Raw genomic sequence first — 15,799 nt, 5'->3', positions numbered from 1 at the left:
TCTTGATACTTACCTGTAATTATCAGTGATCAAGTAAAGTTATCGCGATCGACTACCAAGCACTTCCAACTGTTGCCAATTGACGATTCTTACTAGAGATAGCCGCCACAGGAATCGCAGTAGATTGTACAGTCGGCTGATGTTTAACAATATCGTAAACCGCTTCAACCGCAGACTCAATAGAACCTTGTAACCATGCAGGAAATCTCGAACAATGTTCACCAGCAAAGAACAGGGTGTTTTGGGGTCTTTGTGCTGCAAGGTAATTAGATTCGCTATCATCCCAGTGAATCGTGCATCCACCAGCACTCCACTTGTAGTTACCCCAGGCGATAGACGCTTTGTCCACAATCATACCAGGTGCATTTAGTTCAGGATGAATCTTGCTCACAGTATTTTGCACATAGTCAAAACGTTCAGATTCAGACATCATGCCCATGCGTTGAGCATCATCACCAATGGTGTAGCTTGCCAACATCACGCTACCATGTTCGGGCTTGAACTTCACGCTTGGGTAGTATGTTTGACGCACACCCTCACCACTGAAAGAAGCACCACCTTTGATACCATCCTTTTGCCAGAAAGATTCACGAGTATGAAACGCCACCTTTGTACCGGGACAGTAGACAGTGTTGTGAATCGAATCAAGCTTATCATCATCAAAGCCGCTCAACTCTAGTTTACGTAATACACTGAAGGGGATGGTGCATAATACATAGTCGCAACGACGTGTATGCAACTGACCGTTTTCTTTAGTTGTGATTTCAACGTGGTCTTTTTGCACGTGCAGCGCCACAACTTCAGAGTTACACTTGATTTCACCTTTAATTGAAGCTGCTAAACGTTGGATGAGTTGATCCATCCCACCTTTGAGTTGCAACAAGTCATGGCTGGTTTCTGTCATGATGTCGCCCAGGAAAATGTCCAATCCTTGGGAGCACTTTGCTCGGAAGCTTGGATTTTCAGTCAGGAATGAGTTCAAATCAATCGTTTCACCATCTTCGCTGAAGTAGGGGTTTAAATCCAACCGCTCTAACTCATCCATTAAGTGAGATTGCAAGTCGCGTTCAAATTCCGAACGGAGATTACCAGGAGCAATAGTATTGATGATGGTTTTTAGCCAAGCAGCAAACAAACGGGTTTTTTCACTGTAGCATGTGTCAGAAAAAATACCACCTTCTGTTTGTTGCAATACACGGGGTGCGTCTTTCATTTTCAGCACTTGTCCGTTGATGTTCATCATTGCATTGCTTTCCTCGAATACTGTCATGAACTTGCACAGTTTGTCAGAAAGACCCATTTCACGTACGTAGTGCAGTGTCATTTCGTGTTGACTGGGAATACGCATTGCTCCCAGTTCTGCATAGGGTGCATCCTTTGAGTTACCGAAGCGGTGTGTCCATACTCGTCCACCGATGCGTGGGCTACCTTCTAGAATTTCTACTGTGTGTCCTAGGCGTTCGAGTTCATATGCTGCGACTAAACCTGCGATACCTGCGCCGAGGATTGTAATATGCTTGCCTTTTTGAAAGTTTACCAGTTGGCATTGCTCAAGTAAAATTTTGGTGTCCATTGTTCCAGCTTCCCTTAGTTGTTTGTGTGGTGGCGGTTTTGATTTCAACCGCTTCTGTTATTACCTAAGGGTGAGTTTGGATTTTTATGCACTCTGGCCATCTTACCTCATTTGCAAATGCCTAAAAGAGGGAAGAGCGAGAAATTTTTATTCCTCACTCTTCACTTCTACTTAATAGGCATCCATTGGCAGACAAGAGCAAACAAAATTCCTATCGCCATAAGCGGAGTCAATACGACCTACACTGGGCCAGAATTTATGTTCGCGAGTCCACGGTGCAGGGTAAGCAGCTTGTTCCCGAGAATAGGGATGATTCCATTCTCCAACAATCAGGCTTTCTGCGGTATGGGGTGCATTCTTCAAGACGTTGTTTTCAGCATCCATTTTGCCTGATTCAATTTCCGCGATTTCTTGACGAATGGCAATCATCGCATCGCAGAAACGGTCTAACTCTTCTTTAGATTCGCTTTCTGTGGGTTCTACCATGATTGTACCTGCCACGGGCCAGGAGACGGTAGGCGCATGGAAGCCGTAATCCATTAAGCGTTTGGCAACATCATCGATTTCGATAGAAGCAGATTTTTTGAGGGAACGCAAATCCAGAATACACTCATGAGCAACTAAACCATTTTTCCCTTTATACAAAACGGGATAGTAAGGTTCAAGTCTCTTGGCGATGTAGTTAGCATTAAGAATTGCCACTTTTGTTGCTTCGGTCAAACCATCTGCACCCATCATGGCAATATACATCCAAGAAATCACAAGGATGCTAGCACTTCCCCAAGGCGCAGCAGCGATCGCACCAATGTTTTGTTCACCGCCCATTTGGACAACAGCGTGTCCGGGGAGAAAAGGCACCAAATGGGAAGCGACGCCAATCGGTCCCATACCAGGACCACCGCCACCGTGGGGAATGCAGAAGGTTTTGTGCAGGTTCAAGTGACAGACATCCGCGCCGATATCTCCAGGACGACAAAGCCCCACTTGAGCGTTCATATTCGCCCCATCCATGTAAACTTGTCCACCGTGGGCATGAACAACAGCGCAAATTTCCTGAATTTGCTCCTCGAACACACCGTGAGTTGAGGGATATGTCACCATTAAAGCTGCAAGTTCTTTGCTATGCTTTTGAGCCTTAGCCTTGAGGTCATCTAAGTCAACATTACCCTCAGAGTCACAAGCAACAGCAACCACCTTCATCCCACACATCACAGCGCTTGCAGGGTTTGTCCCGTGTGCGGATGTAGGAATCAAACAGACGTTGCGATGTGCTTCAGAGCGGCTTTTGTGATACTGTCGAATGACCAATAACCCCGTGTATTCACCTTGAGAACCAGCATTCGGTTGCAGCGAAATTCCTGCAAACCCTGTAATTTCAGCTAACCATTCCTCAAGCTGTTGGAACAGGATTTGATAACCGCGTGTTTGCGACAGTGGTGCAAAAGGATGTATCTTGCGAAACTCAGCCCATGTTACTGGTACCATCTCAGACGTTGCATTCAGTTTCATCGTGCATGACCCCAAGGGGATCATCGATGTCGTCAGCGACAAATCCTTAGTTTCCAGCTTGTGCAAGTACCGCAACAACTCAGTTTCTGAGTGATAGCGGTTGAAGACGGGGTGGGTGAGGTAGCTGGTGGTACGGGGGAATAAAAGAGCAGGGGAAGCAGGAGAAGCAGGGGGAGAAGATAGTTCTTCTAAAGTAAAGGGTAGTTCGTCACCAAGAGCGAAAATTTCTAGCAGATCGATTAAGTCTTTTTCTGTAGTGGTTTCGTCTAGGGATATACCTACAGTAGTGGCATTGAAAATGCGTATGTTAATTTTACGTGCTTCGCAAGCTTGTAAAAGCTTATCTAAACTGCGTTTTCCTAAATCTACCCCCAGGGTATCAAAGAAATGTTCCGAAGCGATGCTGTAACCCAGACGCTTGAATCCTTCCGCTAGTATCACAGTCATCTGGTGGATATTCTCGGCAATTCTTTTTAACCCGGTAGAACCGTGATAAACCGCATACATACTTGCCATCACTGCCAGCAAAACCTGTGCTGTACAAATATTACTGGTGGCTTTCTCGCGCCGGATGTGCTGTTCGCGGGTTTGCAAGGCAAGACGCAACGCAGGTTTACCTTGAGCATCTTTTGATACACCTACAATCCGCCCTGGAACCTGCCGCTTATACTCTTCCTTAGTGGCAAAGTAAGCTGCGTGAGGTCCACCGTAGCCTAAGGGAATTCCGAACCGCTGAGTGCTTCCCACGGCAATATCAGCGCCAAATTCGCCAGGGGGTGTTAGCAAAGTTAGACTTAAGGGGTCTGCTGCTACCGTTACCAATGCTCCCTCAGCATGTGCCTTTTCTACAAAAGCGCGGTAGTCGTAAATTGTGCCATCACTAGCGGGGTATTGGAGAACCGCCCCAAAAATAGCTTGAGAAAAATCAAAGGTTTGATGGTCACCGACAATGATATCAATCCCCAGAGGTTTCGCCCGTGTTTTCAACACGTCTATCGTTTGGGGATGACACTCACGAGAGACAAAATAGGTATTTGCTTTATTTTTGCAAACACCGTAGCTCATGCTCATCGCTTCTGCTGCTGCTGTGGCTTCATCTAGCAATGAAGCATTGGCAATTTCCAAACCTGTTAGGTCAATAATCATGGTTTGAAAATTCAACAGCGCTTCTAGTCGTCCTTGGGCAATTTCTGGCTGATAGGGAGTGTATGCGGTATACCAACCAGGATTTTCGAGAATATTGCGTGCAATCACAGGTGGGGTGATACAGTCATAGTACCCCATGCCAATAAACGAACGGAAAACTTGATTTTTGGAAGCTATTTCCTTCAGCTTGGTAAGTGCAGCGTACTCACTTTGTGCTTCTGGTAACTCTAATGGGCGAGATAACCGGATTGCTTGCGGCACTGCTTGGTCAATAAGTTTATCAACAGTAGTATAACCCAATACCTCAAGCATTTGCTGGATGTCATTGGGTGATGGTCCAATGTGCCGTTCTCTAAAAGAACTTATTTGAATTTTTTCCCCCAGCATCTGCTGATGGTTTGATTTGGGACGAGGAACATTAAGTACCACAAATTGCTCTCCAGACGCGACTACTTCATATTTTGCAACAAGTATCTTTGCCGCGTTGGTTATGTGTGATTAATTTATCTAAATTTTTTGATATTTTTCCGGAGGAGACGAAGGGGAGAGGAACTTCTCGACACTGTTGGCGAATTAAAAACCTTACCCCCCAGCCTCCTTTCCTATAAGGCAAGGGGGAGCAAATTATCCTCTCTCAGTAATAAAAGCTGCTCCTCTTCCCTCCCCTTTTAGGGGAGGGTTAGGGAGAGGTGGAGAGGGGTAGGGGAGAGGTCAGTTACGTTTGTTCGCCAACAGTATCAACTTCTCCCTCATCTCCCTCATCTGTTTTACCCTTCTACTTGGCTACTATACTCACCCGCAGTCAAAGCATCATCAATGTCACCAGGGTCGTTGACGCGTACTTTCAGCAACCAGCCTTCCCCATAAGGGTCTTCTACCAATTGTTCGGGTGCTTCTAGCAAGACTTCATTGCGTTCTATGACTGTGCCAGTCACTGGGGAATTAAGGTCTTCCACAGCTTTCACCGATTCAATTGTGCCAAAAGTGTCTTCCTTGGTGACAGCGTCGCCGATTTCTGGGAGTTCCAAAAACACAATGTCACCCAATTGATCTACGGCAAAGGCGGTAATGCCAATGGTGGCAATTTCGCCCTCAAGACGCACGTATTCATGAGTATCCAGGTATCTCAAATCTTCGGGATATTCAAAAGACATACCACTTCCTCTTCCACATCAACAAATTACACCCTTATAGCGATTAATACCATATTTGTTTGAAAGTCCACCAGTTGCAAGTAATTAGCCCTAAGTGTAGATGACTCAGTACTTAGCACTGGGTATTCAGCACTGTTCGGTCAATTAACCATATAGGAGATTAAGTCACTAGACAACACATTATTCCTCAACAACTTGAGCGGTTATCAGTTATTAATCCGATTTTTTGACCGATAAAACGGACGTTTCACTACAACTGCTGGATATGCTTTGCCACGAATTTCCACTTCTAGCTGCTGGCTAACAGTTGCTAGTTCGGTGGGAACGTAGGCTAAGGCAATGGGATAACCAAGCGTTGGTGATAGTGTACCACTGGTCACTTCTCCAACGACTACACCTTGTGATAGTACTTGATAGCCGTGACGGGCAATGTTGCGTCCTTGTAGTTGCAAACCGACTAGTCGGCGTTGAACTCCAGCGGCTTTTTGCCGTTCCAAGATTGACCGACCAATAAAGTCACCTTTCGTGTCAAGATGAACCAGCCAACCTAAACCAGCTTCCATTGGGGTAGTCGTGTCGTCGATATCTTGCCCGTAAAGTGCCATTGCTGCTTCCAGCCTTAAGGTGTCTCTCGCACCGAGCCCTGCCGGAATGACACCCGCTTTGACTAGACTTCGCCATAATTCTAGCCCGACATCTGGATCTACCATGACCTCAAAGCCATCTTCCCCAGTGTAACCTGTGCGGGCAATAAATCCTGGTTTACCCAGTACTGTTGCTTCCAAGTGTCCAAATGCTTTGACTGGAGTTAAGTCTTCTTGCACAAAGGACTGAAGGATGCTACTCGCTTTTGGTCCTTGCACGGCAATTAGGACTTTTTCTGGTGAAATGTCTTGGAATCTTACCTGATTCTGGTCAAGGTGTTGCAAGAGCCATGCTTTATCCTTGTGAGTGGTAGCAGCATTGACAATCATCACTCCCCGTTGTTCACCAGTGCTGTCTTCGCCTTGGTAGTAAAAAATGATGTCGTCGATGATGCCAGCTTGAGGATTTAACAATACAGTGTATTGCGCTTGCCCAGGTTGCAAACGGTTTAAGTCTGAAGGAACTAAATATTGGAGTTGCGAAATCAGGTTTTTCCCTTGCAGGGTAAATTTGCCCATGTGGGAAATATCAAACATTCCTGCTGCATTTCTGACAGCTTCGTGTTCCTGAAGAATGCCAACAAACTGGACGGGCATTTCCCAACCGCCAAAGCTGGTGAGTCGTGCTTTGAGTTCTTGTGCAAGTTCATATAAAGGCGATCGCGCTAAGGATAAGGCAATTTCTTCTTGATTAGCCACAGGTCTTTTTGTTGTTGTCGTTGGTCAACACTGTATAATTATGTCTTCAAAACCTCACGCATTACGCTCTAGACGCTAAGAAAACAAGGTAATCTAAATATTTTGCAAAGACATAGACAATTGGTATTATTTCTTAATCGCGATTTTTTCATCAGTATTTAGGAATATTCCTTCAAAAACCCCGTTCTAACATCACAACAACAGCATCTTATTAGTTATCAGGAGCTATCTATGAAAAGGCGTTCTGCCTTACGTGCTTTGCTATTTACTACGGGGTTTATGATTCCTGCCTGCACTCAAACGCAGAACTCTACTCAAAACCAGGTATCAAGTAGTCAAACCCAAGCAACTGCTACTAAGAACTCGGGAGCAGTAGAAGTCACTTTGGTTGCTTATGGAGTGGCTAAAGCGCTTTACTCCAAAATGATTCCCGCATTTCAGCAAGAGTGGAAAGCAAAAACAGGTCAAGATGTCAAGTTCAAAGAATCCTATGGTGGATCTGGAGCGCAAACTAGAGCAATTTTGGGTGGTTTGCAAGCCGACATTCTGGCTCAGAATCTCCAAAGCAATTTAGACCCTTTGGTTGAAAAAGGCTTTGTCAGCAAAGATTGGAACCAAAGATTACCCAATCAGGCTTCACCCGCTAGTTCGGTGATGGTTATCGTCACAAGACCTAAAAATCCTAAGCAAATTCAGAACTGGAGCGACCTCGCTCGTGATGGTGTGTCAGTTGTGGCAATCAACCCTCAAACCGGTGGTAACGCTCGCTGGGGTATAATAGCAGGATACGGTTCTATTCTCAAGTCTCAAGGAGAACAGGCGGCACAAGATTATCTCAAAGGCTTCGTCAAAAACATTAAGACCTTGGTCAGTAATGGGCGAGAGGCAACAGATACATTTGTGAAAAATAAAATCGGTGATACACTCGTCACATTTGAGAACGAAATTATCTTTGCCAACAACGTCATTCCTGAGGATTATCCTTATATAGTACCAGCAAGTAATATCCAGGTCGATTTTCCAGTCACGGTTGTTGACAAGATAGTAGACAAACGGGGAACCCGCGAAGTGGCAGAAGCGTTTACCAAGTTTTTGTTTTCACCTAAAGGACAAGAAATCTATGCTCAGTTAGGCTACCGTCCAATAGAGCAAAAGGCATACCAGCAACAAGCCAAGCTTTACAAGCCTGTGAAAACACTTTATAAAATAGCTGATTTTGGTGGCTGGAAACCCGTAGATCAGAAGCTTTTTGCAGATGGAGCGCTCTTTGATTCTGCTCAAGCAGCAGCCAGAACCCAATAACCCTAATGTTAGCTACCTCTGATACCCTTTCTACTCAAGGCTTTCATAAGTCACTTTTGCAGGGTTTAGCCCTGACTTACATTAGCTTTATCGTTCTGCTGCCTTTAAGCGTTATCTTCTTAGAAACCTCTAAACGCTCTTGGCAAGAATTATGGCAGGTCGTGACAGCTCCTGTTGCTGTGGAGGCGTATAAGCTTTCCTTTGGTGCTGCTTTGTTAGCTGCCCTAATTAACAGTGTCTTCGGGGTTATCCTCGCTTGGATATTGGTACGCTATGAGTTTCCTGGTAGACGGCTAGCAGACGGTTTGGTGGATTTGCCCTTTGCCATGCCTTCGGTGGTTGCTGGAATTGCTTTGGTGTCTCTGTATGGTTCTGGTGGAGTCCTTGGACAGTACCTCGATCCCGGAACATTCTTAGGAAATAGTTTACGATCGCTGGGTATTCAGCAAGTGAACTTGACCTCATCTGTCGTGGGAGTTGTTTTTGCGAAAGTCTTCGTAACGCTTCCTTTTGTGGTGAGAACTGTGCAACCCGTCCTTATGGAAATTGAACCAGAGGTAGAGGAAGCAGCACACGTCTTGGGAGCAAATGCTTGGCAAACGTTTTGGCGAGTCATTTTTCCGCAATTACTGCCTGCTATCTTGACAGGGTTTACGCTGGCTTTTGCGCGTGCAGTTGGGGAGTACGGCGTCGTTTTGATGATTTCGGGTAATATTCCCTATGAAACGATGATTAGCTCTATCTACATTTACCGTCGGTTGGAACAATATGACTATAGCGGTGCAACGGCGGTGGCGATCGTGCTGTTGGTGTTTTCTCTAGTCATTTTGATTTGTACTAATCTCTTGCAATGGTGGAGTCGGCGGTATGAGAATTAGCTCAAAAGCCCACCCACAAACGTTGCCTTGGGGACGCTATTTGTTGATTGCTCTGGGTCTGTCTTTCCTAGTCATCGTCGTTGTTCTTCCTTTAGTAACTATTTTTTATCAAGCGTTTGCCAATGGCATTGAGGCTTACTGGACAGGAATCACGACACCAGAAGCTCGTCATGCCATCTTTTTAACTGTGGCGATCGCCTTAGTCGCGGTTCCTATGAATACTGGTTTTGGAATTTTAATTGCCTGGATTCTCGCACGATACTCGTTTCCTGGTAAGATCTTAGTGTTAGGAATTATAGACTTACCATTAGCCATTTCACCCACGGTTGTGGGTTTAATGTTCATCCTTCTCTATAGTCAAACTGTCGGTCTGTTTGGTTCTTGGTTAGAAGCAGCCAACATCAAAATCATCTTCGCTTTGCCAGGGATGATTTTTACAACTTTGTTTGTCACACTCCCGTTTGTGATTCGAGAGGTGCTACCTACACTACAAAGCATGGAAATAGCACAAGAAGAAGCAGCTCAAACACTAGGAGCAAATTCTTGGCAGACTTTCTGGCGCGTGACTTTTCCTTCGATTCGTTGGGCGTTACTTTATGGGGTGATACTTTGTACATCTAGAGCAATTGGAGAGTTTGGAGCCGTCTCGGTGGTTTCAGGCAAACTGATTGGAGAAACAAACACGCTGACATTGCATATCGAACGAGTCTATAGCGAATACGATACGATCGCTGCTTTTGCCTGTGCGTCGCTTCTCGCTTTGTTAGCATTGCTGACGCTGATTGGACAGGAGCTACTGCGTACAGCAGATAGACCCCGGAATTTTGCTTTGTCGCAAGTTTTTAAGAGGAATTAGGCGATCGCGTTTAAATATAGGGGTTTGCATCATTAGTGCAATATATCAAGAAATAAACAACCACAGATGGACACAGATGGACACCGATAAATATTTGTACTTTATTCAAGTGAGAAGCCCTATAGCTACGCTTTGCGGATAAAATTGTCTTAATCAACTGGTCGCGCTTCCGAGTCCCCCACCATACGTACTAGTTGGTCGGGGAACGCCAGATAGCTCCGGAGGGAGACCAGGAGTGCAGTACTGGCGACTGTATGCCGAAGAGCGAGCGTTGGCTACTGGGGACGGTTGTTGGGGGAAATGCTCCAAAATTATGTTTAGGTCTTTATTACCATTACCCCAATCCCTAATCCAAGGATCCCCAATCCCTTTACAAAAATAGGATGGCGATAAATTGACTCATCAGCCAAAGTCGTCCTTAGGAGTTGAGTCGTGTTGTGTTTGCGGCGTAAGTCTAACAAATCTTTGGGTCTCTACCACAAAAGCCCATTCCTAACAACTGGTAAAAAAGAATTTGTTTTTACTATTGCGTAACCTGCAAAGCACATCCTTGAGGAATTGGATGAATACGAATGAATCAAATGCTAAGGGAAGCATAATCTGTAGCTGGTGTAGCTATCATGCAAACCCTAAAGAAGCTAAATATTGTCAAAAGTGCGGCAAACCCCTTGTGAACCGTTCTGTAGCTATTAAAGACAGAATCACTAAGTATACAGTGTTTGCAACTGGGCTGAGTTTATCAGCCATAATGTTGCTGCTTTTTGGCCTAGGAAGCTACTTTTTCTGGCAGCAAACCCAATCGTCACAAAATGTCAACTCTAAGAACGTTTCTTCCAACAATTCAGATATTCAATCTTACACTTCCATGAAGGAAGTCCCGAAAGTGCCAGAAGGTACATTCAACTTTGGTGGATCACTTATTTTTGCATCTCTGGTTGCTCAAGGCACACACAAGGCTATTAACCAGGCTCACCCGAATTTTATCTTACGTTATACCGATCCAGTTGACAATCAACCTGGTACTGGTAAAGGAATTGAAATGCTGCTGAACGGTCAACTTAGCTTTGCTCTATCCGGTCGTCCTCTTGAGGATATTGAGTATAAAAAGGCGAATGAACGCGGTTTTAAATTGGATCAAGTCGCTGTTGCTATCGATGGGCTTGGCTGCTACACGCATCCAGATATTTCTATTCCTGGGCTTTCCGTAGCTCAACTCCAAGCAATTTACACAGGCAAAATCACCAACTGGAAAGAGGTCGGGGGACCAAACTTGCCAATTGTCACTTTCAGTATAAATACCAAGACGACTGCTTTACTCAAAACGCTTCTTGGTTCAAAAATTGGCAGTGTTAGCCCTAAGGTACGCTCCAGCCGAGACTATACTGTACTTGTTCGTGATGTAGCCTCTACCCCAGGAGCCATCGGTATCGGCGCAGCGATGCTAGTAGCCACTCAGCAGACGGTTCGCCCTGTAGCCTTGGCTTCTGGTGACAGCAAGCAGTATATCCCAGTTGTCACGGATGATCAGCAGCTGAATATAAAAGCCTTCCAGAATGGTACTTACCCCATAACCAGGTACTTGTATATCATCATTCGCCGAGACGGTAGAGCTGATGAACAAGCCGGAGTCGCCTATGGTAATCTATTGCTGTCTAAAGAAGGTCAACAATTTGTCCAAAAGGCGGGCTTAGTACCAATACGTTGAGAAAATGACTCAGGAAAACTACATATCAAACGAAAACCTTGATTCATTGCTAGGAGAGTATACTCATCCCCAAGGATATCTGGAGTATGTCAACACTTTACCGTTTCTGGGTCGTCTACACTGTTCCACTCGACAAATTGAGGCTGGAAGTTGGCAGGAGATTCTACTTGACTACGAAGTCGGTGCTTCTGGGATTGCAGACGGTGCTTGGATTAAGGTAACGTTCAAGTTTTACTCAGACTGGGGACTGTTTCAGACGGAAGACCCCAAGGCGGCTAACTATCTTTCAGCAGAATACCAAGCTCGTTCTCCTCTTCCTGGCGAAAGTCCCGCAACAGTGCAGTCACTTAAGGTTCGGTTTGACCAGAAGGGGCATGAACGTCCTTATCAAAAGGCAATTATTGTAGATATTGTCGATGGTTACATCAAACCAGGCGACCATATTTTGATTCGGTTGGGCGATCGCCGTGCTGGAGGACCAGGAACAAGGGTGCAAACCTTTGTAGAGCAAGGCTTTCGCTTCCGTGCTTACATTGACCCGGTTGGCACCTCTCGCTTTGCCGAAATTCCCGGTGATGTCGTGATTGATATTGTGCCAGGACCACCTGCCAAACTTGCAATTGTCACTCCGCGACTGGTCAAGGCAGGTGTTTCGTTGCCTGTAATAATACGGTTAGAAGATGTTTGGGGAAATACTTGCTGGGGATTGGGAGGACAACTGCAGTTAACAGGTCATAGTTCATCTAGAACTCTACAAGAGCAGTTGCTGGATTTGCCAGAGCAAGGTTGGGCTGTGGCAAAAACTACCTTGACTTTGGATGCAGATGAAGAAACAATACTCCAAGCGACTTTGGTAGGAACTGAGTTACAAAGCGCTCCTACTCCTATCACAGCAGATAGCAACCTGGCTTATCCTCGTGCCTTTTTTGCCGACCTTCATGTCCACTCTAACAACACAGTAGGAACAAATAGTACCGAGTATAATTTTGCTTACGGTCGAGATGTTGCCGGATTGGATGTTTTGGGTTATACGGCAAATGATTTTAATATTACTGAGGAGCGGTGGAAGCAAGATGTGAAACTGTGTCGGGAGGTGACGCAAGAAGGCGAGTTTCTTTGTTATCCCGGTACAGAGTGGTGTGGAAATTCCGCTGCGGGGGGCGATCGCAATGTCGTTTTCTTAGGTGACGAGGTCTTATTCCCCTACGATCGCCAAGGAAAGCTCGTTCGTTCCTTCGAGTGGAACGAAGACATGAAAGGCAAACAACTGCTTCCTGGAGCTTGGCCTGTAGATAAACTTTATGCTGCATATATTCACAATCCAGAGCAGCACCTACTCATCCCCCACATCGGCGGACGGCGTGCTATTTTAGACTGGCATCACCCCAAACTCGAACGTCTGATAGAAATTGGTTCTGCTTGGGGACACTTCCCTTGGTTTTATCAGGATGCTATTAGTCGAGGATATAAAGTTGGGGTGTCAGCGAACGGCGATGAACATCGCGGACGCTGTGGCGGTGGCGTTCCTGGGACAGCGGTTTTTGGGGTCAATGGTGGAGTAACGGGAATTATTTCCCCCTCGCTGACAAAGTTAGATATTAATCATGCCCTGCGTTCTCGTCATACCTGGGCAACAACAGGCGATCGCCTGGTTGCTTTGCTTTGGTCAGGATCGCACATTCAAGGAGATGAATTGACTGCATCCGGTGCAGTGACCATTCATTATCGATTGTTAGGCACAAGCGGCTGGGACGAAATTGCCGCATACACTCACAATGGGTTACTCTGGCATCGCAACCTCCAATCGGAAGCAGGTTACGCTGCAAATAAAATTCGCCTGCGCTGGGGTGGCTCACGAATTAAAGACCGCTATCGTTGGGCTGAGTGGCGTGGAACCTTGGAATTTTCCAATACTTTAGTTCAGAGCTATCAGCCTCATGGTTTGGAACATCCAGAGGAATATGTTAGACGAGATGGACCACTGAAACTAGAGTTTAGTTCAGATACCTACGGAGACTCTGATGCAATTGAAATCGAACTTTCTGATTTACTCCACGCTCACTTCCAGCTGCATGTTGAAATCGGTAGTTACATGAAGGTAGGAAGCCCACTACGGCGAAATCCTTATATCCATTGTCCGGAATTTAGCTGGGAATTTTCCGGCAAAGACCTGATCAACAAAGGAATTTTGCGGCAAGAATTGGGAGGAGCAGAGCTTTTCATTGCGGTAGAACGCTTAAGTGCAACTCCTATGCCAACAGATGTTAGTGGTAGCTTTATACTAGAACCTCAGTCCAGCCCCCACGGTTTTCTGCCAATCTATATTTCAGGTCGTCAGGTTGATGATTCTAAGGTCTGGACTAGTCCTGTGTTTATCACGTTTGAAAATTAAGCAGGGATACTTGCCGAGAAATCGGGTTTCTTAATAAGGTTTAATGTAATTGTGGCAGTATTGAGATTTATTAAGTGGGCATTATGAGGTATCGGCAAGTCCTAGCTGGGTTGGTCTTAGCTATAGTTCTTTTCTTGTTTCCCTTGTCGGCAGAAGCAGCAAGTTCTTCGAGTATCAGCCGTGCCGCAGGGAATGGACTCAAAGGTCAGGATTTCTCTGGTCAAAGCTTGATTGGGGAAGAATATACTAATCTCAATCTGGAGAACGCTAACTTTAGCGATGCTGATTTGCGTGGAGGCGTTTTTAACGGTTCTGTATTGCAGGGAGTAAATCTGCATGGTGTAGATTTTAGTGATGGCATAGCCTACCTGGTCGTCTTCAAAGGCGCTGATTTAAGCGATGCAATTTTTACAAACGCAATGATGTTGCGTTCCACTTTTGATAATGTTGATGTCACAGGTGCTGATTTCAGCAATGCAGTTTTAGATCGTCTGGAAGTGAAAAAACTTTGTGCTAAGGCAAGTGGGGTGAATTCTAAAACTGGTATTTCCACCCGTGACTCTTTAGGATGTAAATAAAATACCAGATATTTGATCAGAGTTTTAAGCCTCTCCCCTACAAGGGGAGAGGTTTGGAGAGGGGTCAAATCAGGATACATCGAACTCACGTTGATAACGGTTTTGGTCTTATCACCAAACGTATTGGGCTATATTTGCCTTATTGCCGCTTATAAGGACGGCTAGTAGTGCTGGAGATATACAAATTACTGCGCTTCCAGAGTTAAAGAAAGCTAGACCAAGGGAGTGCTGAAATTGACTCTACTATGTTACAGCAAAACATAAAACGTTTGGATACTGCTTATAAAAATTTCTTTGTTCGCGTAGCGTCTCCGTCAGGAGAAGGTAGAGGTTTCCCAACATTCAAGAACCGCTCTAACTTTACGTCTTTCACTTTTGCTGTAGGCGTTAAGATTCAAGACAATAAAATCTATTTGCCCAAAATAGGGTGGATGAGGTTCCACAACTCTAGACCTATTCCAGACGGTTTTAGTATTAAGGCTTGTACCGTAAGGAAGCGTCAAGATGGCTGGTATGTTTCAGTCAGGATTGAGGATAAAACTGTACCTGACTACATTCCTAGACCTTTAAACGAAGTTCAATCAGTGATTGGTATTGACCTAGGTTTAACCAAGCTTATTCACCTTTCTGATAAACATCAAATTGATAACCCTCGGTTTAGCACTAATAAGAAAACTAGACGTATTCTAAAGATTAGACAACGTAGAGTTAACCGCAAGAAGAAGGGTAGTAAAAACCGTAATAAGGCAGCCCAAAGAGTTGGAAAGTAGCACAAAAAAATAACTGACAAACGCCAAGCGTGTGCCAGTGGTATGTAGCCAACAAAATAGTATCTCGTAAGGTGGATGCTATTGGTTTGGAAGACTTAAATGTTGCTGGGATGTTACGACGTTGCAAGGTAAAAATTGATGAAAAAACAGGACGGTTCCTAAAGAACGGACAATCGAGAAAGAAAGCATTAAATCGCTCTATCTCTGATGCTGCATGGACTGAATTAACTTTAAAGATTGAGTATCTTGCTGCAAAGCGTGGAAAAGTCGTAATTAAAGTTAACCCTCGACATTCTTCATGTGAATGTAGAAATTGTGGTCACACAGATAGACTAAATCGTGATAGAGAACGATTTATTTGTACGAGTTGTGGTCACATAGAACATGCTGACATCGGAGCAGCAAAAACAATTCGAGATAGAGCATTGAATATAGTACGGGGGGACTCCTCGGAACTTACACGCCCGAAAAATCGCATTTGAGAAATCACCACGCTCTATGAGCAAACGTGGTGAGCCGCTTAACCTGAGTAATCAGGATATTAAGGTAGCGATATCTTAAGAATCTCCGTGGATGGGTGCCCGGAGAGTGTC

Annotated in this window: 12 protein-coding genes; 8 read left to right on the top strand and 4 right to left on the bottom strand. The window is 45.1% G+C overall.

What is annotated here, in order from left to right; genetic code table 11:
* Positions 1 to 52 precede the first annotated feature (52 nt).
* The 4 genes from ACM0OZ_RS04880 to gcvT all read right to left on the bottom strand — a co-directional run bounded on the left by ACM0OZ_RS04880 (position 53) and on the right by gcvT (position 6,725).
* Positions 53 to 1,573, bottom strand: coding sequence for a flavin monoamine oxidase family protein (locus ACM0OZ_RS04880; RefSeq protein ID WP_414581692.1), 1,521 nt, complete (start codon positions 1,571 to 1,573; stop codon positions 53 to 55).
* Between the two features lie 171 nt (positions 1,574 to 1,744).
* Positions 1,745 to 4,657 carry an aminomethyl-transferring glycine dehydrogenase gene (gene gcvP, locus ACM0OZ_RS04875; protein WP_414581691.1) on the bottom strand — a complete coding sequence of 971 codons (2,913 nt, stop codon included), beginning with the start codon at positions 4,655 to 4,657 and terminating at the stop codon, positions 1,745 to 1,747.
* A gap of 338 nt (positions 4,658 to 4,995) precedes the next feature.
* Positions 4,996 to 5,382 (bottom strand): glycine cleavage system protein GcvH, encoded by a 387-nt coding sequence (gene gcvH, locus ACM0OZ_RS04870; RefSeq protein WP_414581690.1) that lies wholly within the window; start codon positions 5,380 to 5,382, stop codon positions 4,996 to 4,998.
* A 206-nt stretch (positions 5,383 to 5,588) separates the two neighbouring features.
* Positions 5,589 to 6,725 carry a glycine cleavage system aminomethyltransferase GcvT gene (gcvT, locus tag ACM0OZ_RS04865; protein ID WP_414581689.1) on the bottom strand — a complete coding sequence of 379 codons (1,137 nt, stop codon included), beginning with the start codon at positions 6,723 to 6,725 and terminating at the stop codon, positions 5,589 to 5,591.
* A 231-nt stretch (positions 6,726 to 6,956) separates the two neighbouring features.
* On the opposite strand from gcvT, the gene ACM0OZ_RS04860 reads away from it, so the two are divergent.
* The 8 genes from ACM0OZ_RS04860 to ACM0OZ_RS04825 all read left to right on the top strand — a co-directional run bounded on the left by ACM0OZ_RS04860 (position 6,957) and on the right by ACM0OZ_RS04825 (position 15,688).
* Complete coding sequence (locus ACM0OZ_RS04860) at positions 6,957 to 8,027, top strand: sulfate ABC transporter substrate-binding protein (RefSeq protein ID WP_414581688.1); 1,071 nt, start codon at positions 6,957 to 6,959, stop codon at positions 8,025 to 8,027.
* Positions 8,028 to 8,032: 5 nt separating this feature from the next.
* Positions 8,033 to 8,905, top strand: coding sequence for a sulfate ABC transporter permease subunit CysT (gene cysT / locus ACM0OZ_RS04855; RefSeq protein ID WP_414581687.1), 873 nt, complete (start codon positions 8,033 to 8,035; stop codon positions 8,903 to 8,905).
* A complete protein-coding gene (gene cysW / locus ACM0OZ_RS04850) occupies positions 8,895 to 9,761 on the top strand; it encodes a sulfate ABC transporter permease subunit CysW (protein WP_414581686.1) in 867 nt (288 codons plus the stop codon). The genes cysT and cysW overlap by 11 nt, the downstream gene beginning before the upstream one ends.
* Positions 9,762 to 10,323: 562 nt before the next feature.
* Positions 10,324 to 11,466: a substrate-binding domain-containing protein gene (locus tag ACM0OZ_RS04845; protein ID WP_414581685.1), complete on the top strand. Its 1,143-nt coding sequence runs from the start codon at positions 10,324 to 10,326 to the stop codon at positions 11,464 to 11,466.
* 4 nt (positions 11,467 to 11,470) lie between these two features.
* Positions 11,471 to 13,858, top strand: a complete 2,388-nt coding sequence (locus tag ACM0OZ_RS04840; RefSeq protein WP_414581684.1) for a hypothetical protein — start codon at positions 11,471 to 11,473, stop codon at positions 13,856 to 13,858.
* A gap of 83 nt (positions 13,859 to 13,941) precedes the next feature.
* Positions 13,942 to 14,436 (top strand): pentapeptide repeat-containing protein, encoded by a 495-nt coding sequence (locus tag ACM0OZ_RS04835; protein ID WP_414581683.1) that lies wholly within the window; start codon positions 13,942 to 13,944, stop codon positions 14,434 to 14,436.
* Between the two features lie 233 nt (positions 14,437 to 14,669).
* On the top strand, positions 14,670 to 15,206 hold the full coding sequence (locus ACM0OZ_RS04830; protein ID WP_414581784.1) for an RNA-guided endonuclease InsQ/TnpB family protein: 537 nt from the start codon (positions 14,670 to 14,672) through the stop codon (positions 15,204 to 15,206).
* A gap of 29 nt (positions 15,207 to 15,235) precedes the next feature.
* Positions 15,236 to 15,688 (top strand): zinc ribbon domain-containing protein, encoded by a 453-nt coding sequence (locus ACM0OZ_RS04825; RefSeq protein ID WP_414581682.1) that lies wholly within the window; start codon positions 15,236 to 15,238, stop codon positions 15,686 to 15,688.
* Positions 15,689 to 15,799 lie beyond the last annotated feature (111 nt).

It is taken from the genome of Scytonema sp. PCC 10023 (genome assembly GCF_963920835.1).
Taxonomy (GTDB): Bacteria; Cyanobacteriota; Cyanobacteriia; order Cyanobacteriales; family Nostocaceae; genus Kalymmatonema.
This window is presented reverse-complemented; position numbering and strand designations above follow the sequence as displayed.

Excerpts from the sequence above, each read along its gene's own strand:
- ACM0OZ_RS04835 (WP_414581683.1), top strand. The coding sequence starts at position 13,942 with ATGAGGTATCGGCAAGTCCTAGCTGGGTTGGTCTTAGCTATAGTTCTT.
- ACM0OZ_RS04840 (WP_414581684.1), top strand. The coding sequence starts at position 11,471 with ATGACTCAGGAAAACTACATATCAAACGAAAACCTTGATTCATTGCTA.
- gcvH (WP_414581690.1), bottom strand. The coding sequence starts at position 5,382 with ATGTCTTTTGAATATCCCGAAGATTTGAGATACCTGGATACTCATGAA.
- cysT (WP_414581687.1), top strand. The coding sequence starts at position 8,033 with ATGTTAGCTACCTCTGATACCCTTTCTACTCAAGGCTTTCATAAGTCA.
- ACM0OZ_RS04845 (WP_414581685.1), top strand. The coding sequence starts at position 10,324 with ATGAATACGAATGAATCAAATGCTAAGGGAAGCATAATCTGTAGCTGG.
- ACM0OZ_RS04860 (WP_414581688.1), top strand. The coding sequence starts at position 6,957 with ATGAAAAGGCGTTCTGCCTTACGTGCTTTGCTATTTACTACGGGGTTT.
- cysW (WP_414581686.1), top strand. The coding sequence starts at position 8,895 with ATGAGAATTAGCTCAAAAGCCCACCCACAAACGTTGCCTTGGGGACGC.
- ACM0OZ_RS04880 (WP_414581692.1), bottom strand. The coding sequence starts at position 1,573 with ATGGACACCAAAATTTTACTTGAGCAATGCCAACTGGTAAACTTTCAA.